Origin of the sequence: Roseomonas sp. CCTCC AB2023176 (genome assembly GCF_042259275.1) — a bacterium.
GTDB lineage: Bacteria > Pseudomonadota > Alphaproteobacteria > Acetobacterales > Acetobacteraceae > Roseomonas.
In genome coordinates, this window is record NZ_CP170086.1 from 2143377 (window position 1) to 2166290 (window position 22914).

Annotated in this window: 18 protein-coding genes and 4 pseudogenes; 8 read left to right on the forward strand and 14 right to left on the reverse strand. The window is 74.3% G+C overall.

All coding sequences use genetic code 11. From position 1 onward, the window contains the following. Nucleotides 1-160 precede the first annotated feature (160 nt). Nucleotides 161-613, reverse strand: a complete 453-nt coding sequence (locus tag ACE7GA_RS10720; RefSeq protein ID WP_376099231.1) for a GNAT family N-acetyltransferase — start codon at nucleotides 611-613, stop codon at nucleotides 161-163. 1 nt (nucleotide 614) lies between these two features. Next, a complete protein-coding gene (gene phaR, locus ACE7GA_RS10725; RefSeq protein ID WP_376099233.1) occupies nucleotides 615-1220 on the reverse strand; it encodes a polyhydroxyalkanoate synthesis repressor PhaR in 606 nt (201 codons plus the stop codon). A 609-nt stretch (nucleotides 1221-1829) separates the two neighbouring features. On the opposite strand from phaR, the gene ACE7GA_RS10730 reads away from it, so the two are divergent. Beyond that, nucleotides 1830-3083: an alpha/beta fold hydrolase gene (locus ACE7GA_RS10730; protein ID WP_376099235.1), complete on the forward strand. Its 1254-nt coding sequence runs from the start codon at nucleotides 1830-1832 to the stop codon at nucleotides 3081-3083. Nucleotides 3084-3167: 84 nt separating this feature from the next. Continuing rightward, the gene (locus tag ACE7GA_RS10735; RefSeq protein WP_376099237.1) at nucleotides 3168-4343 is read left to right on the forward strand and encodes an acetyl-CoA C-acetyltransferase; all 1176 of its coding nucleotides are present in this window, start codon (nucleotides 3168-3170) and stop codon (nucleotides 4341-4343) included. A gap of 241 nt (nucleotides 4344-4584) precedes the next feature. Here ACE7GA_RS10735 and ACE7GA_RS10740 read toward each other — a convergent pair whose 3' ends face one another. Then, complete coding sequence (locus tag ACE7GA_RS10740) at nucleotides 4585-5613, reverse strand: alpha/beta fold hydrolase (RefSeq protein ID WP_376099239.1); 1029 nt, start codon at nucleotides 5611-5613, stop codon at nucleotides 4585-4587. Nucleotides 5614-5768: 155 nt separating this feature from the next. On the opposite strand from ACE7GA_RS10740, the gene ACE7GA_RS10745 reads away from it, so the two are divergent. Next, nucleotides 5769-6137 carry a helix-turn-helix domain-containing protein gene (locus ACE7GA_RS10745; protein ID WP_376099241.1) on the forward strand — a complete coding sequence of 123 codons (369 nt, stop codon included), beginning with the start codon at nucleotides 5769-5771 and terminating at the stop codon, nucleotides 6135-6137. Nucleotides 6138-6159: 22 nt separating this feature from the next. Here ACE7GA_RS10745 and ACE7GA_RS10750 read toward each other — a convergent pair whose 3' ends face one another. The 6 genes and pseudogenes from ACE7GA_RS10750 to ACE7GA_RS10775 all read right to left on the reverse strand — a co-directional run bounded on the left by ACE7GA_RS10750 (nucleotide 6160) and on the right by ACE7GA_RS10775 (nucleotide 10258). Further along, on the reverse strand, nucleotides 6160-6765 hold the full coding sequence (locus ACE7GA_RS10750) for a malonic semialdehyde reductase (RefSeq protein ID WP_376099243.1): 606 nt from the start codon (nucleotides 6763-6765) through the stop codon (nucleotides 6160-6162). A gap of 107 nt (nucleotides 6766-6872) precedes the next feature. Next, nucleotides 6873-7432 (reverse strand): annotated as a pseudogene (locus tag ACE7GA_RS10755) (NifU family protein). Between the two features lie 85 nt (nucleotides 7433-7517). Next, entirely contained in the window at nucleotides 7518-8081 is a 564-nt protein-coding gene (locus ACE7GA_RS10760; protein ID WP_376099245.1) for an NADPH-dependent FMN reductase, read from the reverse strand. Nucleotides 8082-8095: 14 nt separating this feature from the next. Continuing rightward, nucleotides 8096-8578, reverse strand: a complete 483-nt coding sequence (locus ACE7GA_RS10765; RefSeq protein ID WP_376099247.1) for a universal stress protein — start codon at nucleotides 8576-8578, stop codon at nucleotides 8096-8098. A 7-nt stretch (nucleotides 8579-8585) separates the two neighbouring features. Then, nucleotides 8586-9313 (reverse strand): annotated as a pseudogene (locus ACE7GA_RS10770) (TIGR02186 family protein). A gap of 41 nt (nucleotides 9314-9354) precedes the next feature. Next, nucleotides 9355-10258, reverse strand: a pseudogene (locus ACE7GA_RS10775) (sulfite exporter TauE/SafE family protein). Between the two features lie 258 nt (nucleotides 10259-10516). On the opposite strand from ACE7GA_RS10775, the gene ACE7GA_RS10780 reads away from it, so the two are divergent. Then, nucleotides 10517-12097, forward strand: coding sequence for a bifunctional metallophosphatase/5'-nucleotidase (locus ACE7GA_RS10780; RefSeq protein ID WP_376099249.1), 1581 nt, complete (start codon nucleotides 10517-10519; stop codon nucleotides 12095-12097). A 106-nt stretch (nucleotides 12098-12203) separates the two neighbouring features. On the opposite strand, the gene ACE7GA_RS10785 is transcribed toward ACE7GA_RS10780, so the two are convergent. Next, complete coding sequence (locus tag ACE7GA_RS10785; RefSeq protein ID WP_376099251.1) at nucleotides 12204-15266, reverse strand: hypothetical protein; 3063 nt, start codon at nucleotides 15264-15266, stop codon at nucleotides 12204-12206. Between the two features lie 281 nt (nucleotides 15267-15547). Between ACE7GA_RS10785 and ACE7GA_RS10790 the strand changes: the two genes are divergently transcribed. From ACE7GA_RS10790 to ACE7GA_RS10800, 3 genes are read left to right on the forward strand one after another with little or no spacing between them, the layout of a single operon-like run. Next, nucleotides 15548-15934 (forward strand): histidine triad nucleotide-binding protein, encoded by a 387-nt coding sequence (locus ACE7GA_RS10790; RefSeq protein ID WP_376099253.1) that lies wholly within the window; start codon nucleotides 15548-15550, stop codon nucleotides 15932-15934. A gap of 16 nt (nucleotides 15935-15950) precedes the next feature. Beyond that, nucleotides 15951-16649, forward strand: a complete 699-nt coding sequence (locus tag ACE7GA_RS10795; RefSeq protein ID WP_376099255.1) for a SirB1 family protein — start codon at nucleotides 15951-15953, stop codon at nucleotides 16647-16649. Then, nucleotides 16649-16780, forward strand: coding sequence for a hypothetical protein (locus ACE7GA_RS10800; protein ID WP_376099257.1), 132 nt, complete (start codon nucleotides 16649-16651; stop codon nucleotides 16778-16780). The genes ACE7GA_RS10795 and ACE7GA_RS10800 overlap by 1 nt, the downstream gene beginning before the upstream one ends. Nucleotides 16781-17099: 319 nt before the next feature. Here ACE7GA_RS10800 and ACE7GA_RS10805 read toward each other — a convergent pair. The 4 genes and pseudogenes from ACE7GA_RS10805 to ACE7GA_RS10820 form a co-directional block, all read right to left on the reverse strand. Beyond that, a pseudogene (locus tag ACE7GA_RS10805) lies at nucleotides 17100-18892 on the reverse strand (gamma-glutamyltransferase family protein). Nucleotides 18893-19644: 752 nt separating this feature from the next. Next, nucleotides 19645-20412: a fumarylacetoacetate hydrolase family protein gene (locus ACE7GA_RS10810; protein ID WP_376099259.1), complete on the reverse strand. Its 768-nt coding sequence runs from the start codon at nucleotides 20410-20412 to the stop codon at nucleotides 19645-19647. Continuing rightward, nucleotides 20396-21619: an FAD-dependent oxidoreductase gene (locus ACE7GA_RS10815; RefSeq protein ID WP_376099261.1), complete on the reverse strand. Its 1224-nt coding sequence runs from the start codon at nucleotides 21617-21619 to the stop codon at nucleotides 20396-20398. The genes ACE7GA_RS10810 and ACE7GA_RS10815 overlap by 17 nt, the downstream gene beginning before the upstream one ends. A 278-nt stretch (nucleotides 21620-21897) precedes the next feature. Next, the gene (locus ACE7GA_RS10820; RefSeq protein WP_376099263.1) at nucleotides 21898-22383 is read right to left on the reverse strand and encodes a VOC family protein; all 486 of its coding nucleotides are present in this window, start codon (nucleotides 22381-22383) and stop codon (nucleotides 21898-21900) included. Between the two features lie 71 nt (nucleotides 22384-22454). Between ACE7GA_RS10820 and ACE7GA_RS10825 the strand changes: the two genes are divergently transcribed. Further along, the gene (locus tag ACE7GA_RS10825) at nucleotides 22455-22895 is read left to right on the forward strand and encodes a MarR family winged helix-turn-helix transcriptional regulator (RefSeq protein ID WP_376099265.1); all 441 of its coding nucleotides are present in this window, start codon (nucleotides 22455-22457) and stop codon (nucleotides 22893-22895) included. The last annotated feature ends 19 nt before the right edge of the window (nucleotides 22896-22914 follow it).

A 22914-nucleotide genomic window follows, 5' to 3' on the forward strand; every position in this document is an offset into this window, starting at 1 on the left:
TGGCGCGTGAGGCTCCACGCGGGCGCCACCGGTGTTGCGCCCACGCTCCCCACGGAGGGTTGCAATGCCGGAACGTTGCCGAGGATCCGGACGGCCGAACAGGGCGTCCCACCCTTCGATGCGGATCAAAAACGGGAAAGCCGGGACGCCCAGGCGGCGATCAGAGGGTCAACTTGTACCCGTAGTGGCTCTGCTCGAAGCCGAGCCGGTCGTAGAAGCGGTGCGCGTCGGTGCGGGACTTGTCCGTCGTGAGCTGGACCATGGAGCAGCCGCGTTCGCGGCAGAGGGCGACGGCGTGCCGGATCATCCGCTCGCCCAGCCCGGCGCCGCGGCTGGAAGCGGCGACGCGCACCGCTTCGATCTGCCCCCGCCACGCACCCTTCCGCGACAGGCCGGGAGTGAAGGTGACCTGGAGGGTGCCGACGACCTCGCCCGCGTCCTCCGCGACGAGGAGGAGTTGGTTCGGGTCGGCCTCGATAGCGTCGAAGGCAGCCTGATATCCCGCATGCGCCGGAAGCCCCGGTTCCTCCCGCGCGGCGCCGAGGGGATCGTCGGCGAGGAGGGCGATGATCGCGGGCAGGTCCGCCGTCGTCGCGGCCCGGAAGGCCGCCACGCTACGCCTGCCCCGCCTCCCCGGCGCGGAGCTCGGCGAGCTCCCGGCGCAGCGTCGCGATCTCCTCCCGCATCGCCTCCACCTCCTCCGCGGAGGAAGGCTGCCCGCCGCCGGGATGGGGCGCCGCGCCGTTCCCCCCGCGCGGGAAGGGCGAGAACAGGCTCATCGCCCGCTCGAACATCGCGAGGTTCTGCTTGCCGATCTCCTCGAACGCATGCGCGGCGCCGCCGAAGCCGCCCATCGCGTTCTCCGCCGCGCGCCGCACGCCTTCCTGCTGGCGCGCGAAGTGGCCCATCGTGGCCTCGAGGTAGCGCGGGACGACCGCGCCCATGCTGTCGCCGTAAAGGCCGATCAATTGCCGTAGGAAGGGGATGGGCAGGAGGTTCGTGCCCTTCGCCTCCTCCTCCACGATGATTTGCGTGAGGACGGAGCGCGTGATGTCGTCCCCCGACTTGGCGTCGGAGACAGTGAAGTCGCGGCCCTGGCGGACCATCGCCGCCAGATCCTCCAGCGTGACGTAGGAGGAGGTTTCCGTGTTGTAGAGGCGGCGGTTGGCGTACTTCTTGACGATGACGGGGCGGGTGTCCGGCGCGGCGATCTCGGCCATGTTTCGCGTCTCCCCCGCGGCAGATCGTCCGCGGATTGGGACGGCGCCGGGAGGCGATGCTAGACCCGCCATGCCGCATTGCGGAAGACGCGGGGACCACGGGCCGGGGATGCATGGCGGGAGACGAGGAGGGGCCGGACGTTGCGCGGCTCGCGGCCGAGTGGGTGGCGCTGTGGCAGTCGGAGGTCGCGGGACTGGCGGCCGACCCGGAATGGGCGGTGGCCTCGGCGGCGTGGTCGCGCGCCATGGCCGAATGGGCGCGGGCGATGGGCGCGCCGCCGCGGGGTGCACCGGCTTGGCCAGAACCCGGCGCGGTGCCCTGGAGCACGCCGTGGCCGGGGCCAGGGGCCGGGATGGCGGGACCATCCATGCCGTCGGGTGCGCCCGTCCCGCCCTGGGTGTCCCCATGGCCACCGTCCTGGCCGCCCGCTTGGCAGCCTCCTGGACCACTGGACGCCGCGACGGGCCCCTTGCCACCCGGCGGCGCGGCCCCGGTCGCCGGGTCCAACCTGCCCGCCGCGGCCGCACCGCCTCTCCGGACGGCGGCGACGGGACAGGATTCGGGTGACCGGCGCGCTCCCCCCGACGCCGCGGCGCGGCCCGCGGCCGATGCCGATGCACCTGGCCCTGGCAGCGGGGCGGGCCTGGGCGGCGATGGCGGCGCTGCCGGGCTCCTCGGGCGGGTCGAGGCGGCAAGGCTCGCTGAACGACTCGAGTGGCTGGAGCACGAACTGGCCGGGCTTCGCGCCGCGCTCGGCGGAGGGGAGGCGGGAGGCGGCACGGATCCTCGGCGCCGTCCGGGGGCGAAGCGGACCCGACGGACCTGACGGCCTCCGCGCCGCGGTCTGGCGGCACCTGCTGGAGGAGGACGCGGCGCTGCTCCGTGGCCTCGTGGCCTATCGGACGCATCCCTACGCGCGGGACCTGCCGGACCCGCCTTCCCTCTGGGCGGAAGGGCCCGCGCGGCTGCTCGATTTCGGCGGGCCGGGTCCCGCGATCCTGCTCGTTCCCTCCCTCGTCAACCGCGCCTTCGTCCTCGACCTCGCGGAGGGACGGTCCATGTGCCGCTGGCTCTCGGCGAGTGGCGTGCGGCCGATCCTGCTGGACTGGGGCTGGCCGGGGGCGGAGGAGAGCGGCTTCACGCTGACCGACTGGATCGCCGGCCGGCTGGAACGCGCGCTCGCCGCGGCAGTGGCGGCAGCGCGAGGGCCGGTGCTGCTGCTGGGCTACTGCATGGGCGGGCTGCTGACGCTCGCGGCGGCGCTGCGGCGGCCCGACCTGGTGCGCGGGCTGGTCCTGCTGGCAACGCCCTGGGATTTTCACGCGGGCGGGGAGGAGGAGCGGTCGCGCGCCCGCGCCGCCGCGGCCCTGTTGCCGGCACTCGAGGCGTGGATGGAACCGACGGGCGCCCTGCCCGTGGACGTGCTGAACGCGCTCTTCGCCGGGCTCGACCCGTACGGCATCGCGCGGAAGTTCCGCGCCTTCGGGCGGCTGGACCCGGCCTCCGCCAAGGCCGCGCACTTCGTGGCGCTGGAGGACTGGCTGAACGACGGCGTGCCGCTGCCGGCCCCCGTCGCACGCGAATGCCTCGGCGGCTGGTACGGGGAGAACACGCCGGCCCGCGGCCTGTGGCGGGTGGCCGGCGCGCCGGTGCGGCCGGAGGCGTGGCGGGGACCGTCCCTCGTCGCGATCCCCCGCGGCGACCGGATCGTCCCGCCGGAGAGTGCCCGAGCGCTGGCCGAGGGCCTGTCCGGCGCGACGGTCCTGGACGTCCCCGCGGGCCATATCGGCATGGCCGCCGGCGCGGGGGCCGAGGCGGTCCTGTGGCGCCCGCTGCGGGACTGGTGCCGCGCCGCCGCATGACGGCCCACCCGGTTCGCGCTTGCGGCGCTGCCCGCCCCGGCGCACATCCGCCGTAACGCCAGCCAGACGGGATTACAGACGCCCATGGACGACATCGTCATCGCCTCCGCCGCGCGGACCCCCGTCGGGTCCTTCAACGGCGCCTTCGCCGCCCTCCCGGCCCATGCGCTGGGCACCGTCGCGATCAAGGCGGCGCTGGAACGCGCGAAGGTCGACGCCTCCGAGGTGGACGAGGTCATCCTGGGCCAGGTGCTGACCGCCGCCACCGGCCAGAACCCGGGCCGCCAGGCCGCCGTCGCGGCGGGCATCCCCGTGGAGCGCACGGCCTTCGTCATCAACCAGCTTTGCGGTTCCGGCCTCCGCACCGTGGCGCTTGCCGCGCAGCAGATCGCGACGGGCGACGCGGACATCGTCGTCGCCGGCGGGCAGGAAAGCATGACGCAGGCGCCGCACGCGCAACAGCTCCGCGCCGGGCAGAAGATGGGCGACCTGCAGCTGATCGACACGATGATCCGCGACGGGCTCTGGGACGCCTTCAACGGCTACCACATGGGCAACACGGCGGAGAACGTCGCGCAGAAGTACCAGATCACGCGCGAGCAGCAGGATGAGTTCGCCTATAACTCCCAGCGCAAGGCCGGCGAGGCGATGAAGGCCGGCAAGTTCCACGACGAGATCACGCCGGTGACCGTCAGGGGCCGCAAGGGCGACACCGTCGTCGAGAACGACGAGTACCCGAAGCCCGAGACCTCGATGGAGGTCCTGACGAAGCTGCGTCCTGCCTTCGCGAAGGACGGCTCCGTCACCGCGGGCAACGCGTCGGGCATCAACGACGGCGCGGCCGCGATCCTGGTGATGCGCGGAGCCGAGGCGTCGAAGCGCGGCATCACGCCGCTGGCCCGCATCGTGTCCTGGGCGACGGCCGGCGTGGACCCCGCGATCATGGGCACCGGCCCCATCCCGGCGTCCCGCAAGGCGCTGCAGAAGGCGGGCTGGAGGATCGAGGACCTCGACCTCATCGAGGCGAACGAGGCCTTCGCGGCGCAGGCCTGCGCGGTGAACAAGGACCTGGGCTGGGACCCGTCCAGGGTGAACGTCAACGGCGGCGCGATCGCGCTGGGCCACCCGATCGGCGCGTCCGGCGCGCGCGTGCTGACGACGCTGCTGTTCGAGATGCAGCGGCGCGGGGCGAAGAAGGGCCTTGCGACGCTGTGCATCGGCGGCGGCATGGGCGTCGCGCTGTGCGTCGAGGCGGCCTGAGGGCGCGGGTGACTCCGGGGAGGCTTTGCCTCCCCAGGCCCCTCCGCCGGGGGGTGAACGCACCCCCAGGACCCCGCGGACTGTTCAGCGTCCCGGGCTGATGGACCCCCGAAGTGAGGCCCATCAGCCCGGGACACCGAAATAGATCGCGGTCCAGGGGCGCGTTCGCCCCTGGTGGGAGGGTCTGGGAGGGCAAAGCCCTCCCGGCGCCGCCCCTCGCCGCGGAGTCGGTGAAGCGCTCCTACCTCTCGCCGCCCCGCGGCGGCTGCGCCCGCCACTCCACCGCCGCCCTGTCGGCCCCGGAGGGCAGCGGGGCCGCCGGTGCCCGCATCCAGGCGAGGAGATCAGCGATGACGATCGGCGCCGAGGAGTCCCGCAGCGCCAGGTGGTAGGATCGCGGGTAGTAGGCGACCCGGCACGGCGCGGCGTCCGACAGGCGGGACAGCAGCAGCCGCGTCGCGACGGGCGGCACCAGCTGGTCCCGCCCGCCATACACCAGCAGCATCGGCGGCATCGCGGCGGGCAGGCGCGGCGCGACGGCCAGCGCGTCGTCCATCAGCCCCACCAGGCCGTAGGCCGCGTCCACCCGCGTCTCCCGGATCGTCAGGGGGTCGCGCGACAGGCGGCGCAGCGCTGCCTCATTGTCCGTCGGCGTGATCGCGAAGGCGTTGCCCGGCTCCGTCGCGACGATCGGGATGGTGTGCGCCAGCGCGTCCAGGAGCCCCACGACGAAGCGCGGCATCGTCACGCGCCCCCAGACCGCCGGCGCCAGCAGGATCGATCCCGCGACCGGCGGCGGATCGTCGGAGGCCGCGGCGACCAGCACCACCGCGCCCCCCATGCTTTCACCGAGGAGGAAGAGCGGCGCGCCGGGATGCCGCGCGGCCAGCAGCCGCGCCACCGCCGACGCATCGGCCGCGAGCGTCGCGGCGCCCGGCCAGATCCCGCGGTTCGGCGCGCCGCCGAAGCCCCGCTGGTCATAGGCATAGACCGCGACCCCCGCCGCGTTCAGCGCAGGCGCCGGCTCCACCATGAAGTTCCGGCTGTCGTTGAAGCCGTGCAGGCAGAGCAGCACCGTCCCAACCGGCCCGTCGGGCAGCCAGGACCGCAGCGGCAGCCGCGCCCCGTCGGACATGACGAGTCGGTCCGGTGCATCCGCGATCCCGGGCTCGCCCGTCACGGGCCCGGCCGGGATCACCCGCGGCGCGCAGGCGGAGAGCAGCAGCGACGCGGCGAGCGCGCGCCGGGATGTCGGGGTCGGCGGAAGCATGGAGGCCTGATGTGGCCCGGCCCCGCGCGCTGCGGAAGGGCGCGGCCCGGACGGACGCCCCGACACGGGGAGATCGCGCCGCCATGCCGGGGCAGCCTTCCCGCACCGGGTCCTCCCCGTGGCAGAATGGACTCCATGCCCGGATGCCCTGCCGCATGACGCCCTTCGGTGCCCGCCTTCGTGCCCTGCGCCGGGAACGGGGCGTGACGCTGGCCGACCTCGCCGCGGCGCTCCAGGTCTCCTCCGCCTACCTCTCGGCGCTCGAGCATGGCCGGCGCGGCACGCCGTCCGACGGCCTGGTGCACCAGGTCTGCGAGTATTTCGGCCTGATCTGGGACGATGCGGACGACCTGTCGCGGCTCGCCCGCACGTCCCGCCCGCGTGTCGTGCTGGATACGGCGGGCCTCACGCCCGAGGCGACGGAATTCGCCAACGCCCTCGCGGCCCGCATCCGCGCGCTGCCGCCCGAGGCCCTGGCGGAGATGCGCGCGGTCCTCGCGCGCACCCCGGCCAAGGCGCGGTAGGCGCTGGGTTCAGACGCCCAGGTCAGACAACCGTCACCACCTCGTCGAAGGGCAGCCGCGGCAGCCGGTCGAAAGTCTTGGAGTGGTCGGCATAGCCGAGGTTCACGAGGACGGTGGACTTGAACCCGGTGTCGGCGAAGAAGGCCGCGTCCACCTTCGCCGCGTCGAAGCCCGTCATCGGCCCCGCATCCAGCCCGAGCCCGCGCGCCGCGAGGATGAGGTAGGCGACCTGCAGCGTGGAGTTCAGGAAGGCCGACCGTTCCGCGAAGTCCGGCTTGCCGACGAACCAGGACCGCGCATCGGCATGCGGGAAGGTGCGCGGCAGGTATTCATAGAACTTCGGGTCGTAGGCCACGATCGCGGTGACCGGCGCGGACAGGGTCTTGTCCAGGTTGCCGGCGGACAGCGCGGGACGCAGCCGCTCCTTGCCCTCCGCGCTGCGCACGAAGACGAAGCGCCCGGGCTGCTGGTTCGCGCTGGTCGGCCCCATGGCCACGAGGTCGTAGAGGTGCCGAAGCGTCTCGTCCGGGACGGGCGTCGGGTGGAAGTGGTTGGCGGTGCGCGCGGTGCGGAACAGGCGGTCCAGCGCGGCATCGTCGAGACGGCTGGGGAGGGCGGCGTCGAGCATGGGAGGGATCTCCTTCGGCCCGACCATCTCGTCGTTGCCGCGCCGGGCGCCAATCGGCCGCCCGGATCACCTCCATGCGCGCGGCGAATGATCGCCGCGCGGGTGCGTCAGGCCTCGACCTGCTCCACCGCCACGACTTCCGGCACGTAGTGACGCAGCATGTTCTCGACGCCGTGCTTCAGCGTGGCGCTGGAGGACGGGCAGCCGGAACAGGCGCCCTGCATGTGCAGCCGCACGATGCCGTCGCGGAACCCGCGGAAGACAATATCGCCGCCATCGCCGGCCACCGCCGGGCGGACGCGGGTGTCGAGCAGTTCCTTGATCTGCGCGACGACCTCGGCATCGGCCGGGTCCACGTCCTCCTCCATCTCGGCGTCGTCGCCCTCCATCACCGGGCGCCCGGCCATGAAGTGCTCCATGATCGCGCCGAGGACCTGCGGGCGCAGCGCCTGCCACTCCGCCGCCTCGAACTTCGTGACCGTCACGAAGTCGGAGCCGAGGAACACGCGGGCCACGCCGTCCAGCGCGAAGAGGCTCGCGGCGAGGGGGAGCGGGCGGCGGCTTCCTCGCCCGCGAAATCGGCGGTGCCGCGCGTGCCCATGACGTCCTGGCCCGGCAGGAACTTCAGCGTGGCCGGGTTGGGCGTGGCTTCGGTCTCGATGAACATGGCGTGATCCCCTTCAGCCCGGCATCTGGGACGGGCGGCGGCGTCGTGCAACCACCGCCCTCGCAGTGCTGCCTCGCGCTCTCGGTCAGCCCCGCGCCGGCTTCAGGGCCGTGGCCCAGCGGTGCAGCGCGTCCAGCATCGTCTTCGCGCTGGTGTCGATCATCTCGTTCGAGTGGAAGGCCCCATCCTCCCGGATGTGGGACGCGAAGTTCGGGATCGGCACGCCCTCGGGGATCGGCATCATCCGCAGCGCGGTGAGTTGCAGCTTCAGCGCCTGCGCCGCCCGCAGCCCGCCGGAGACGCCGCCGTAACTCACGATCCCCGCGGGCTTGAAGCCCCATTCGTGCACGAGGAAGTCGAGCGCGTTCACGAGCGAGGGCGGCGGGACGAAGTTGTATTCCGGCGTCACGAAGGCGAAGGCGTCGGCCGCCCCGACGATCGCACTCCAGCGCTTCGTGTGCTCGTGCTCGTACTGGCGCATGGCGGGGTGCTTCGCCTCGTCGAACATCGGCAGCCCGACCTCCGCCAGGTCCACGAAGACCGGCTCGAAGGCGCCGTGGGTGCGGGCATAGCCGTCGATCCAGCGCGCGACGGCCGGGCCCTTGCGGCCGGGGCGCGTGCTCGCGACGATGACGTTGAGCTTCAGCATGCGGTCGTTTTCCTTCAGGTCACGCGATCGAGTTCGGCATCTTCCATCCCGCCGGGGACGAGCGTCACGGGGCAGCGCAACTGCCCGGCGTGCCGCCCGGCGAGCGCCGTCACCAGCGGCCCCGGCCCGCCCGTGCCCGGCGCCGTCGCGAGGACGAGGATGGAGATGCGGGGATCCTCCTCCAGGACGGTGATCACGGTTTCCACCGCCTCGCCCTCCCGGATCAGCAGCAGCGGCAGCCCGCCGGTGATTTCCTGCACCTCCGCCGCCAGCGCCGAGAGCGTCTGCTCCGCGGCCTGGCGCCGCTCCTCCTGCATCAGCGCGCCGACGCCCGCCCATTCCTGCAGGCCGACGGGCTCCGTGATGCGCAGCAGCGCGACGCGCCCGCCGGACTTGCGGGCGCGCAGGCAGGCGTAGCGCAGCGCGACCGCGCGCTCCGGGCTGTCGTCCACGACGACGAGGAAGACGCGGTCGGCCTGTGCCGTTCGTTCTGGCATCGTCCCCCTACCCCCTCCGGAACAAGACGCTGCCGACCCATCCCGCGAGGGCGGCCAGGGCGACGCAGACCACCCCATACAGCAGCGGCAGGTCGCGCGACACGTCGGCCACGCGCGCGGCGGTGCCGACCCGCTCCACCCCGAAGGTCAGTTCCTGCCGGGCCGCGACGCGGCCGTCGCGCACCAGCAGCACCGCCACGCGGTAGTCGCCCGTATGCACCGTGGAGGGCACGCGGAGCCGCGCGTGGAACAGCCGCCCGCCGGAGACGGGGATCGGGTCCTCGTCCTCCCCCACTCGCCGCGGGCCGCCTTCAGCTCGCGCAGGGCATCGCGGAAGACGGGATCGCGCGATCCCGACAGCCGGTCGGCCACGACCTCCAGCCCGATCCGGTTCTCGAAGCGCGTATCCTCGTCCAGCAGCGTCCGGACCGGTGACGTGGCCGCGAGGGCGTAGTAGTGCGGCACGTCGCGGTAGCGCGCGGACGGGCCGTTCACCCAGATGCCGAACCAGCGGACGCGGCGCCGCACGACCAGGTCCTCCGCATGGCCCGTCGCGGTGACGACGACGTTGTCCCCGCCCGGCCCGATCGGCCGGTCCGTCGTGCCGAAGACCAGCAGGTCCGTCCCGGTGAAGGCTGTGCTGACCTCGATGCGCGGGGCGCCGAGTTCCGCGGTCAGCGCGGCGCGCGGCGCCTCCTGCGCCGCGGCCCCGCATACCACCCCACACACCGGCATCGCGAGCAGGATTCCGGCGAGCAGCCCCCTCGATGCACCCCTCACCGGGCCGGACCGATGGTGAAGGGATGCGCCGGCGTGCGCAGCAGGTCCACGAGAAGCGCCAGGGCCACCGCGAGGACCAGGGCGCCGAGCAGCGCCCGCGTCTGCTCCCCGCAGGCGCGTGCCCATGGAGGCCCCGAACTGCGCGCCCGCGACGCCGCCCGCCAGCAGCAGCAGCGTCAGCACCACGTCCACCGACCCGTTCTGCAGCGCCTGCAGCATCGTCACGTTGGCCGTCACGAACACGACCTGGAACAGCGACGTCCCGATCGTCGTCGCGGTCGGCATGCCCAGGAGGTAGATCATGGCTGGCACCAGCATGAAGCCGCCGCCCACGCCCATCACCGCGGACAGCACGCCGATCCCGAACCCGACGAGCGCCGGCGGGATGACGGAGATGTAGAGCCGCGACTTGCGGAACCGCATCTTGAAGGGCAGGCCGTGCAGCCAGGTGTGCTCGTGCAGGCGGGGGACCGCGGTGCCGCGCCGGATGAGCGCCCGCACGCTCTCCCGCACCATCAGCGCGCCGACGGTGCCGAGGACGACGACGTAGAAGAACGACACGGCGAGGTCGATCTGCCCGAGCCTTCGCAGCAGCACGAACAACTGCGTCCCCAGCGCCGAGCCGAACAGACCGGCGAGCAGCAGCACCGTGCCCATCCGCACGTCCACCTGCCCCCGCCGCCACTGCGCCATGAGGCCGGAGACCGAGGCGCCCACCGTCTGGTTCGCGCCCGAGGCGACGGCGACGGGGGATGGGATGCCGATCAGGATGAGGATGGGCGTCAGCAGGAAACCCCCGCCGACGCCGAACAGGCCGGACAGCCAGCCCACGCCGAAGCCGATGCCCAGCAGCAGCAGGGCATCCACCGACATCTCGGCGATCGGCAGGTACACCGGCATCGGTGGCCTTCCGGGCGCGCGCCCGCGGGGACGGGCACGCCGTTCCGCGCGGTCCGCGCGCGGGCGGGTCGCGCGTCTCGCGCGCGGGCGTTTCGCGCGTCTCGCGCGCGGATGGGTCGCGGCAGGGGGCGCGACGTCGGGGGTATGGGCCGGTTTGGCCCGGTGTCGCGCCGCGGGCAAGGGGGCACCGGGCCGGTGCGCGGCGGAGTCACGCAGCCGTCGCTTCGACGGACGTCACGACCGCGCTAGGCTGTCGCGATGACGACGTCCCTCTCCCGCCGCGCCCTCTTCGGCGCCGCGCTCGCCGCCCCCTTCGTCCGCCCCGCCCTCGCGCAGGTCGCGGCGCGCATCGCCGTCCTGCACATGAACGACTTCCACTCGAAGCACGAAGGCGTGGCGGAGACCGGCGCGGTCTGCCGCCCGGACCGCCCCTGCCTCGGCGGCGCCGCGCGGCTGGCCGGCGCCATCCGCGACGCGCGGGCCGAGGCCGCCGCCGAGGGCCGCGCGACCCTCTTCCTCGACGCCGGCGACCAGTTCATGGGCAGCCTGTTCTACACCATCCACCGCGGCGCGGCGGAGGCCGCGGTGCAGCGGATCACCGCCCCCGCCGCCATGTCGCTCGGCAACCACGAATTCGACAACGGGCCGGAGAACCTGGCCCGCTACCTCGAGCTCCTTTCCTTCCCTGTCCTCTCCGCCAACCTCGACACCGGGCGCGAGCCCGCCCTGAACGGCCGCGTCGCCCCCTCCACGATCGTCGAGGCCGGCGGGCGGCGGATCGGCATCGTCGGCCTCACCACGCCCGCGACCGCCGGCTCCTCCTCCCCAGGTCCGAACCTCCGCTTCACCGACCCCCTGGAGGCCGCGGAGCGCGAGGCCTTCACCCTCCGCCGCGCGGGCATCGGCACCGTCATCGTCCTCTCCCATCTCGGCCTGCCGGAGGACCGCCGCCTCGCCGCGGAGGTCGAGGGCTTGGACGCGATCGTCGGCGGTCATTCCCACCTGCTCCTCGCCAACGGCCTGCCCGGCGCGGTCGGGCCACACCCTCTCGTCGTCGCGGGCAAGGGGCGCGACGTGCGGATCGTCCAGGCCATGTGCCATGGCCGCTACCTCGGCCGCCTGGACCTCGACCTCGCGCCGGACGGCCGCATCGTCGCCCATGGCGGCACCGTCCGCCCGGTGGACGCGACCGTCGCGGAGGACCCCGCCGTCGCCGCCGTCGTCGCGGAGTACGCGGCCCCGCTCGGCGAGCGCCGCCGCCACCCCGTCGGCCAGGCGCTGGCCGCCTTCCCCGACACGGAATGCCGCACGGGCGAATGCGCCCTCGGCAACCTCGTGGCCGAGGCCATGCTGGCCGCAAGCCACGGGGCGGACGTCGCGCTCTTCAACGGCGGCGGCCTGCGCGCGGCGTTGCCGGCGGGCCAGGTCACCCTCGGCGACGTGCTGGCGGTGCTGCCCTTCTCCAACACCATGGCGACGATGACGATCCGCGGCGGCGCCCTCCGCGCGGGGCTGGAGAACGGCGTCTCCCGCCTCCCCACCCCCGCCGGCCGCTTCCCGCAGATGGCCGGGATGCGCGTGGTGCTGGACCCGGACGCCCCCGCCGGCCGCCGCGTGCGGGAGGCCACGATCGGCGGTGCCCCGCTCGACCCCGACCGCGCCTACCGCGTCGTCACGAACGACTTCATGCGGCGCGGCGGCGACGGCTACGCGACGTTCCGCGACGACGCCCTGGAGGCCTACGACGACGGCCCGCTGCTGGAGGACGTCGTGGCCGACTTCCTCGCCGAACGCGGCCCCGCCGCGCCCCGCACGGACGGGCGGATCACGCGGGGGTAGGCCCGGTCCGCGCCGTCGCGCCCGATGCCGCGCCGGAGGATGCTCCTCGCCCGCGCCGCCGGGCCGACCGGTCCCGGCACCGGGCGAGGGCCGGCGGGGCCCCGCCTCACCGGAACACGAAATCCCGCGCCGTGAGCTCGAGCTCCTGCACCCCGAGCAGGAGGATCGAGGCGCCGGCGAGGTCAAGCCGCAGGTCTGGCCCGACATCGGCGGCCGCCGCCAGCGCCTCGGCGAGCGTGTCCACGCCGTAGGTCCGGAGATCGAGGCGGTCCACGCCAGGCGCGTAGTCGAGGATCACATCGGCGCCCGACCCCGGGCCGAAGACGAAGAGGTCGCGCCCGCCGCCGCCGATCAGCCGGTCTGCGCCTGTCCCGCCCTCCAGCGTGTCGCTGCCGCCACCGCCGTTCAGCGCATCGGCACCGTCGCCACCGCGCAGCGCGTCGTTCCCCAGCCCGCCGGCGAGCACGTCGTTGCTGCCCCGGCCGTCCAGCGTGTTGGCGCCCGCGTCGCCCGTCAGCCGGTCCCGGAAGGCGGAGCCGCCGAGGGCCTCGATCCCCGACAGCGCGTCCATCCCCGCCCCGCGCGTGTCCTGCGGCCCGCTGAGGAGGAGGGAAACGGCGACGCCGGCCGCCGCGCCTGCATACTCCGCCCGGTCCGTGCCGGCATTGCCCTGGACGACGTCATCGCCCGCGCCGCCTTCCAGCGTGTCGTCGCCCGCGCCGCCGGTCAGCGTGTCGTTGCGGTCATCGCCGGACAGCGAGTCGCCCTCGTCACCCGCAATGAGCCAGTCGTCGCCGTCCCGTCCGGCCAGCGCGTTCCGCCCGGAGCCGCCGTTCAGCACGTTCGCCGCGTCGTTCCCACGCAGCGTGTCCGCGAAGGTCGATCCCGCGACGTTCTCGATACCCGTCAGGACATCCGTCCCGGCCCCGCCCGTCGCGCTCCCGGCCGCGAGGTCCACGACGACGCCTGCCCCGGCCAGCGCGTAGGAGGTCGTGTCGGTGCCCTCGCCCCCGTCCAGCGTGTCGTTCCCGCCCAGCCCGACAATCAGGTCGTCCCCGCCGAGGCCGGAGATCAGTTCGCCGTAGTCGGAGCCGAAGCGGCCGTCCTGGCCGGGCGTCCCGATGATCGGCCAGCCGCCCTGCGCGAAGCCGGCGCTCGGGCTGAAGTTGACGGCCTGCAGATCCGCCGCCCTCACGCCCTGCAGGATGACGAGCGAGGCGTAGGCCCGCCCCGGCCCGGTATCCGTGTCGACCTGGAGTTCCGTGGTCGCCTCGCCGCTCTGCAGCAGGCGCAGGCGACCGCTGGCGAAGGCGTCGCCCGCATCCAGCGGGCCGAGGACCGAGAGGTCCAGCACGTCCCCGCCGGCCCCGGTCTGGAAGTCCAGGATGAGGTCGGCGACGCCCGTTCCCAGCGCCGCGACGACGTAGGTGTCGCGCCCCGTGCCGCCGTCCAGCGTGTCCTGCGCGCCGCCGGCCGCGAGGCCCTCGATCCGGTCGTCGCCGTCGCCGCCGGAGATGCGATCCGCCGCGTCGGGAATTCCCGCGCCCTCGCCGAGCAGCGTGTCCGCGCCCGCGCTCCCCTCCAGCGTGTCGGCCCCACCTGCGCCTTCCAGGCGATTGGCGTTGGCGTCCCCGCGGATCAAGTCGGCGAAGGCGCTGCCCACCACGTCCTCGATGCCGGAAAGCGTGTCGGTGCCCTCCAGGCTCCCCGCCCGTCCCGTTGCGATGCCGGTACCGAGGTCAACCGTCACCCCCGCCCCGCCCACCCCGAAGCGGACGAGGTCCCGCCCGACACCGCCGGTGAGCAGGTCGTTGCCGGCGCCGCCGGTCAGCGTGTCGTTGCCGTCCCCGCCATCCAGCGTGTCGCTGCCGCCGAGCCCGACCAGGTCGTTGCCCAGGGCATTGCCGGTCAGCCGGTCCGCGCCCTCGGAGCCCGTGGCGTTCTCGACGTTGCGGATCACGTCGATGCCGCGCCCCGTGTCCTGCGCCACGGTGAGCGCGAGGAAGACGCTTACGCCCGTCGTCCCGTCGGCGAAGGAGACGCGGTCGGTCCCCGCGCCGCCGTCGATCGTGTCGTCCCCCGTCCCGCCGAGGAGCGTGTCGTCCCCGTCCCCGCCGCGCAGCACATCGGCCTCGGTGCCTCCGTTGAGCAGGTCGTTGCCGCCCTCTCCGCGCAGCGCGTCCTGGCCGGCAGCGCCGGTGACGGTGTCGTCCCCGCCGCCGCCGAACAGCGCGTCGCGCCCGCCGGCGCCGACGACGTTCTCCGCCCCGTCACCGCCGGTGACGTAGATGCCGTTGTTCAGCGCGTCGAAGGCCGCGATCTCGGCGCGCAGGTCCGTCAGGCCGAGGTACTTCCGGTCCAGCGCGTAACCCTCGGCTTCCGCGGAGGCCGGGCTGCCCGAATAGCTGCCCGTCCGCACGATCGGGCCGTCGGTCCCCAGGCGCTCGGTGTACCCGCCCTCTACCGTGCGCGAGAGGACCCGGCCGGCCTGCCTCTCGACTGACTCGCCGTAGCTCACGGCGAAGGTGCCGGTGTCGTTCACGTAGCTCCACCCCGTCGTGGTGGTGATGATCGGCGGCCGGAAGTCGTAGTCCGTGAAGGTCCGGGTCGTGACCCGCGGGACATCGCGCGTCAGCGTCGCCTCGACGCGGCTCGCGAAGGCGGTGGCGGCGTTCACCGCGTTCTGGATCGCCGTGGAATACGCGGGCGCGGCGAAGGCGCCGTCATCCAGTTCCCGGCCCACGCGGATTCGGACACCGAGGATGTAGAAGAGCGGCCCGATGAGGAGGTCCGTCTGCTCCGGATAGGTCGCTGCGACGTTGTTGATCGCGTTCAGCGCCTGGATCGAGTTGTTGCGCGCATTGTCCAGGTCCCCCTGCGATCCGCTGAGGCGGTAGGACTCGATGTTGTCGATCGCGGTCGAGGCGAAGTTGTAGGCCGCCCGGACCTCCGCCCCGCGGATCTGCGCCGAAGCCTGGTTCGTGGCCGTCAGGATGTTCTTCGCGAGTTCGGTGAGGTTGTCGATCTGGTCCTCGATCGTGTTGAGCCGCGCCTCGATCTGCGCGGCCGTCGTGCTGAAGGAGGTGTCCGGGCCATCGAACCACCCCTTGATGGTCTTGATGGTATCGACGCCCTCCTTGATCGCCGTGAGCACCTCGAATGCGGCCAAGACAGATCTCCCCCGGATGAGCGGGCCGAGGCTCCCCGGGGCCGGCCGGCCGCCGCGTCCCCCGATCGGGGGAGGGCGACATCGCAAGCGCGTGAGGGAAGGGGGCGCCCGCTCCGGCCGGGTCGGGCACCCTCTCCTGCGGCCGATGACCACTCGCCGCCGGGACCGCGGCGCACCCCGCACGGGCGGGCCTCGGCCGCCCGGGGCGGGCCACGGTCCTCCCCTTGCAGCCCGCCCGGGCCGCCCGCAGGTTGAACGATCAACCAGGGGGTCCGCACCGCATGCCAGAGGCCTCGGGCCGCCCGGCCTACGACGACACCAACGTCTTCGCCCGCATTCTCCGTGGCGAGATCCCGTGCAAGCGCGTCTACGAGGACGCCTTCGCCCTCGCGTTCCACGACATCGCGCCGCAGGCGCCCGTGCACGTCCTGGTGATCCCGAAGGGCCCCTACCTCTCCCTTTCCGACTTCGGCCGGCACGCGAGCGAGGCGGAGATCGCGGGGTTCTGGCGGGCCGTCGCGACGGTCACCGCGCAACTCGGCCTGGAGGACGCGGGTTACCGTGCGCTCACGAACATCGGACAGGACGGAGGCCAGGAAGTGCCGCACTTCCACGTCCACCTCTTCGCCGGACGGCGGCTGGGCCGCATGGTCCCGGCGAGCGGCTGAGAACGGCAGCCCCGGCATGTCCGAGCTCGGCCCCGAGGCGCTGGCGGCGCTCGACGCGGCGGGCCGCCTGCCGGACGACGAGCTCGACATCGGCGCCGTCGCGATCCAGTTCGCGCGCGTGGACCGGCCCGAACTGGACTGGCGCGCGGCGATGGGGCGGCTGTCCGCCATCGTCCGCGACGTGCTGGCCGAACCCGATCCGGGCGACGCGGAGAAGCGCCGGGCCCTGCTGTCCCAGGTCATCCACGACCGCCACGGCTATGCCGGCGACGCCGAGGCCTACGACCACCCCGACAACACCAACCTCATCCGCGTGACGGAGCGGAAGCGCGGCCTGCCCGTCTCCCTCGGCATCCTCTGGCTGCACGCGGCTTCGGCGGCAGGCTGGCTCGCGCGCGGCCTGGACTTCCCGGGCCACTTCCTCCTGGCACTCGAGGGCACCGGCGCTGCGACCGTCGTGGACCCCTTCAACGGCGGAGCGCCCCTGAACCCGCCCGCCCTCCGCGCCCTCATCAAGTCGGTGGAGGGCGACACCGCCGAGCTCCGCCCCGGCCTGCTGGTCCCGATGAGCCGCCGCGCCGTCCTGCTGCGCCTGCAGACGAACATCCGCCTCCGCCGCCTGCACGCCGGCGAGACGGAAGGCGCGCTGGTCTGCACGATGAACATGCTGCGCCTGGCCCCCGACGCCGCCCCCTGTGGCGGGAAGCGGCGCTGATGAACGGAACCCTCGGCCGCTTCTCTGCCGCCATCGCCGCGATGGAACGCTTCCTGGAACTCATGCCCGCTGGCGAAGCCACGGCCCGCGCCCGCGCCGTCGTCGAGGAATGGCGCGCGCGGCTGCACTGACGGGGGGCGTTCGTCTTGGCCACTCTCCGGGTCGTGTTGTGCTGGGTGGCCCCGGAGGAAGGCGCTGCCTTCCTCCGGACCTCCATCCGCCAGGGGACTCGTCCCCTGGACCCCACCCTATTGACGCCCTTGATCGGCGGGGTCTCGCACGCGGCGGAAGCGCGCGTGCGAGACCCCGCCGATCAAGGGCGTCCCAAATAGATCGAGGTTCAGGAGGCGGGCCTCCTGCTGGGTGGAGGGTCCGGGAGGAGGGCAAAGCCCTTCTCCCGGGACAACAGGCGCGACACGGACCGAAGAGAGGCCGCGACGAACACCCCCTTCAGTCGCCGACCGCCGCGCCGTCCCGGCGCGGGTCGGCGGCGCCTTCCCAGCCGCCGGGGATGCGGCGGATGACCTGCAGGCCGGTGTTCATCTCCAGCACGCGGGGGCGGTGGCCCATGGCTTCCAGGGTGGGCGCCAGGGTCGCGGCGGGGGTGCCGGCTTCCAGTTCCTCCACGCCGTTCTGGGCGCCGATGCGGGGGCGGGCGGTGGCGCGGTGCGCGTCGGCGTTCCAGGCCAGGACCTCGACGATGGCCAGGGCGACGGCGTCGGGGATGCGCGCCCCGCCGCCCGCGCCCACGACCATCTCGGGTGTCCCGTCCGTGCCGAGGACGATCGTCGGCGCCATCGTCGTGATGGGGCGTTTGCCGCCCTCCATCCGGTTGAGCGCGGGGGCGGAGGCGGGGCCGGGGTCCGTCGCGAAGTTCGTCAGACCGTTGTTCAGCGGGAAGCCGCCGGCCGAGCGCTCCGCCCCGAAGTTCAGGTTGTTCGTCGTGGTGAGCGACACGGCGTCACCCCGCGCATCGACGATGGAGACATGCGTCGTGCCGGCGAGGGAGAGAGGTTCGGACTCCGCGGGCAGCGCGCCGTGGCGCTGCGGCGGCGTGCCCGGCGCGACGCCGGCCATCGCGCGGTCCGCCGCGACGAGGCCCGCGCGTTCCCGCAGGTAGTCGCCCGCAACGAGCCCGGCCGTCGGCACCGCGCCCCGGTCCGGGTCGCCAAGCCACCGCCGCCGGTCCGCCGCGGCGAGGCGCGACGCTTCGAGGATCGCGTGCGCCGCGGCGGCGGAGTCCGGCGCCATGGCCGCGATCCCCAGGCGCTCCATCACGCCGAGCTGCTGCGCCACCGCCACCCCGCCCGAGGAAGGCGGGGGGCAGAGCAGACGCGGCGCCCGAAGGCCTCGGTGCAGACGGGGTCGCGCCGCACGGCGCGGTAGGCGGCGAGGTCCTCCACCGCCAGCCATCCCGGCCTGGCTGCCGCGAGCACCGCCGCCCCGAGCGCGCCGCCGTACAGCGCCCTGGGGCCGTCGGCCGCGAGCTGCCGCAGCGCCGCCGCCTGATCCGGGTTCCGCAGGATCGCGCCCGGCTCAAGCGGCCGCCCCGCCGCGTCGAGGTAGAGTCCTGCCAGCCCCGCATCGCCGGCGAAGGCGCGCGTGCGCCCCGCCACCGCGCGGGCAAGCGAGCGCGGGACGGGGAATCCCTCCTCCGCCACGCGGATCGCGGGGGCGAGGAGGTCGGCCCAGGGCAGCCGCCCGTGGTCCGCGTGGGCCAGCGCGAGCATGGCGACCGCGCCGGGGACCCCGACCGCGAAGCCGGACCGCGCTACCTCCGCCGGGCCGAGGCCCGCGGCCCCCAGCGTCGGCCGCGCCGCGGCGGGCGCCGCGGACAGGCCCTCATACCCCGTCATGCGCCGCGCCGCGCCGGACCAGTGCAGCAGCAGCGACCCACCGCCGATGCCCGAGGCATGCGGCTCCACGACCGACAGCACCATCGCCGTCGCGACCGCGGCATCGGCGGCGGAGCCGCCCCGGCGCAGCATCTCCAGCCCCGCCCCGGCGGCCAGCGGATGCGCAGCTGCGACCATCTGGCGCTCGGCGCGCACCGCCTCGGCATGGGCGGGTGTGGGCAGCAGCAACCCCGGGGGCAGCAGCAACAGGGTGAGCAGCAGAAGCCGGATCATGCAGTCGCCTCCTGGACCCAGCGATCCTGCGGCGGCACGCGGGCCGCGTCCAACGCCGCGACGCACGTTGCCGTGACATGCCGGCGGATCGTTCCGCTCCTGGCCTTGTTCCATCGCCCGCGCGGACCCCTATGCGGCGCGCCGAACGGAGACCGACGCCATGACCGCCAAGCCCCTCCCGCTGCTTGCCCTCCTCGCCCTCGCGGCCTGCGTGCCGCCGGCCGAGGTCGCCATGCCCTACGCGCCGGACACGGCCCCGGTCCCGTCCGCGCGAGTGGCGACCCTCGTCTCCGTCGGCCCCGTGACGGATGAGCGCCGGGGTCCCTGGGCCGGCACATCCCGCTTCGGCACGATCCGCGGCGGCTTCGGCCAGCCGGTGCGCCGGATGGATGCGCGGCTTCCCGTGGGGGAGGTCGTGGCCGGCGCGGTGCGCGACGGGCTCGCCGCGCGCGGCGTGCTGGCCGGGGACGGCGCGGGCGGGCTGGAACTGCGGGTCCGCGTCGCGGATTTCGGGGCGTCCCAGCTGCGCCGCACCGAGGCCAACGTCACGCTCGACGCCAGCCTCCTCCGCCGGGCCGACGGCGCGGTGGTCTGGCGGGGGAGGGCGTCGCGAACCTCATCGCCAGCGGCCGCGGCCGGCCGCAGGGCATCGCTGCCGATCCGGGCGACCTGCGCAACACGACGACCCGCGCGCTGGCCGAGGCCATCGACGACCTGCTGGACGACCCGGGGTTCCGCGCCGCCCTGCGCTGAGCAGCGCCTCGCCGGCCCCACCGGAGCGGATCGCGGCCCAGGGGCGCGCCCGCGCTTGGTGCAAGGGGGCCGGGGAGGGCGAAGCCCGCCCCGGAGTCACGGGCCCTCCCCCGTCAGAACCGCAGCGCGACCGCCCCCAGACCCGACAGCGTCGCCGTCACCGCCACCCCCGCTTCCGCGAGCGGCATCCCGTGCAGCGACCCCGTTGTCACGACCTGCCCCGCACGCAGGGGCAGGCCGCGCCCGGCGGCATGCGCCGCGAGCCAGCGCAGCATCCGCCACAGGTCGTCCGGCGCGCGCGTGCCGCGGGTCGTGGCGACGGTGCGGTCGTCGAAGGTCAGCACGAGTTCGACGCGGCGCAGGTCCAGCGCCTCCGCCGTCATGGGGGACGGCGCCCCGAGGACCAGGGCGCCGTGGGTCTGGAAGTCCGCAAGCTGCGCCAGCGGGTCGCTTCCCGGGAAGTCGGCGAAGCGGGACTCGCAGACCTCGATCACGGGCAGGACGGCGTCGAAGGCTTCCGTCGGATCGGCCGGCAGGTCGGCGCCGAGGTCACGGCCGACGCGGAAGGCGACCTCCGCCTCCACGCCGCGCAGCCGCGTGCCGGGGCCGGTGAAGGACGCGCCGGACGCGACGAGGCCGGAGGCGGGAAGGGGGCGGCGGAGGGTTCCGGCGCCGCCGCGCCCTGGCCGACCTTCCAGCCGCCGACCGCACCCAGCGCTGGCAGGGTCGCGTCCTGGACCGCGTAGGCCGCGGCGGTGTCGGCGGGCAGGACCTCGCGCCAGGGGATCGGGGTGTGGTCGCGGCGGGCGGCGATGAGGCGTTCGGCGGGGGATGGCATCGGCGGGATCCGGTCGGGTGAGGCGGTCAGGGCAGGGCGGCAACGGCGCGGGCCCCGGACCGGATCGCCGCCTCGATGGTCGCGGGCAGCACGGGGTGGGTCCAGTCGCCGGCGAGGGCGAGGTTCGCCAGCGCGCGCGGCGCCGGCGGGGGCGGGGCGCCGACGACATGGCGCGGTGTCGCGCGGCGTTCCTTCACGGCACGGCAGGGCGGCGGCGCGTCGGGCCACGCGCCGGGCAGCGCGAAGGCCGCGGCGAGCGCGCGGATCTCCGCCCAGGCGCGCGGGGCCAGGTCGTCCGCTGCCTCGTGCTGCTCGGCATCCGCGGCGCTGACCGTGACGGCGATGCCGCCCGGGCGTACGAGCACCCATTGGCACAGGCCGCCGAGCACGCCGAGGAAGCGGACCGGGCCGCCCCTCTCGTCGGCGGACGTCGCATGGGCGAAGTGCAGATTCAGGATCGGCGCGTGCTCGGCGGGGACGGGCGTGGCGGGCAGGAGACGCGCGACTTCCCAGGGCGGCAGCGAGAGGACGACCGCATCGTCCGGCGCCAGGACGACGTCGGCCTCGCCGAAGCCGAGCGACGCGGCGCGGCCGGCCTCGACGGAGAGCGTGCGGAGGCGCGCGCCCATCCGCACCTCCCCGCCACGCGCGCGGATGGCGGCGAGGGCCGGATCCACCATGTCCGGCCCCAGCCCGTGCCGGGCGACATAGAGCCGCGCGGCCCCCGGCGCGCCGACCCGGTGCAGCACGGCGGCCAGCCGACGCGACGACGCCTCGCCGACCGGCGTGTTCAGCGCGGCGATGACGAGTGGCTCCACGAAGCCGCGGAGGAAGGCGGGATGCGCCGCCATCGCCGCGCCGATCGCGCGGTCCCGCCCGCCCGCCAGGCCGAGGAGCGACAGGAAGGCGCCCGCCGTCAGCCCCGGCGGCCGGCGCGACGCGCGCCACCATCCCGCCGGCGAGAGCGCCACGCGGCGCGCGCTGCCGTCGGCAACATCCAGGACGGGCAGGCCGGCGGGTTCCGGCTCCACCCATCCGTCGCGCGCGCCGACATCGCGCAGGAAGCGCAGCGCGGCGCGGTTGGCGCCGAGCAGCGCGTGCGTGCCGTTGTCCGTCCCGTCCGCGAGCGCACGCGCACGGCCGCCGGGCGTCGCGGCCTCGTGCAGCACGACGCGGCGGCCGCGGGCGAGGGCCGTGAGCGCCGCGGACAGGCCGGCGACGCCGGCGCCGACGATGTGCGTGGTTCCCATCGGGGCCGTATCTGCCACGGCCCCGCCGCTCCGTCTGCCCTGCGGAACCGACGGCGGCCGTGCTTCGCTGACGTCATCCGGGGTGATGTGCTTGTGGCCCCGGAGGAAGGCGCTGCCTTCCTCCGGACCTCCATCCGCCAGGGGACTCGTCCCCTGGACCCCATCACCAAGGGCGTCCCAACTAGATCGACGTCTAGAAGGCGAGCCTCCTGGTGGGTGAGCGTCCGGGAGGAGGGCAAAGCCCTCTCCCGGGTCAACAGGCGCAACCCCGGCCGACGTCAGGCGCGCCCGGCGCACTCCATCGCGTCCTGCATCGCGCATTCGCCGGCGCGGCTGCTGAGCGCCCAGGTCACGCCGAAGGGGTCGCGCACCTGGCCGTAGCGGGCGCCCCAGAACATGTCCTGCGGCGGCATGATGACGGTGGCACCGGCCTCCAAGGCCCTCGCGAAGGAAGCGTCCACGTCGTCCACGACCTGCATGAGGTTGAAGCCCGCGGGTGCCTGGAAGCCGCAGCCGTGCTCCGGGAAGGGGTCGCTCAGCATGACCGAGGTGCCGTTGACGTAGAGGTGGACGTGCATCGTCCGCCCCTGCGCGTCTGGCGGCATGCGGCCGACTTCCGTCGCACCGAAGGCTCGGACGTAGAAGTCGGAGGCGGCGAAGGCACCTTCGAGGCAGAGATACGCGACGACCCCGCCGCGGACCTCCGGCATCGGGGGAGCCGTCTGCGCGGCGGGGGCCTCGCGCTCCAGGGTGGTGGCGCTCATGCTGGTGTCTCCTCCGGGTCAGCCCGGGATCGGGTCTTGACCGTAATGTTGATATCAACATATAACGGCTCATGTCAACGACCGAATCGCTCCCCCTGGCGGCGTCGCAGCGCGTGTACCGCAGCTGCCTCTGCCTGCATTCGCAGCGCGCGGCGCGGGCGATCGGGCGGCGCTTCGACAACGCCTTCCGTCCCCTCGACCTGACGAACGGCCAGTTCTCCCTCCTCCATTCGCTCAACCGGTCGGAGGTCGCGACGGTGTCGCGCCTCGCCGCGCTGCTCGCGATGGACCGCACGACGGTGACGGCCGCGCTGAAGCCGCTCGAACGCCGCGGCCTGCTGGAATCGCGTCCCAATCCGGAGGACGCGCGCAGCCGCCACCTGTTCCTCACGCCGGACGGGCACGCGCTGCTCGCCCAGGCCATGCCGATCTGGGAACGCACGCTGGCGGAACTGGAAGCCACGCTCCCCGATGCCGACCGGCTGCGCAGCGAATTGCGCGGCCTGGCCTGACCACGACCAAACCGCGAAA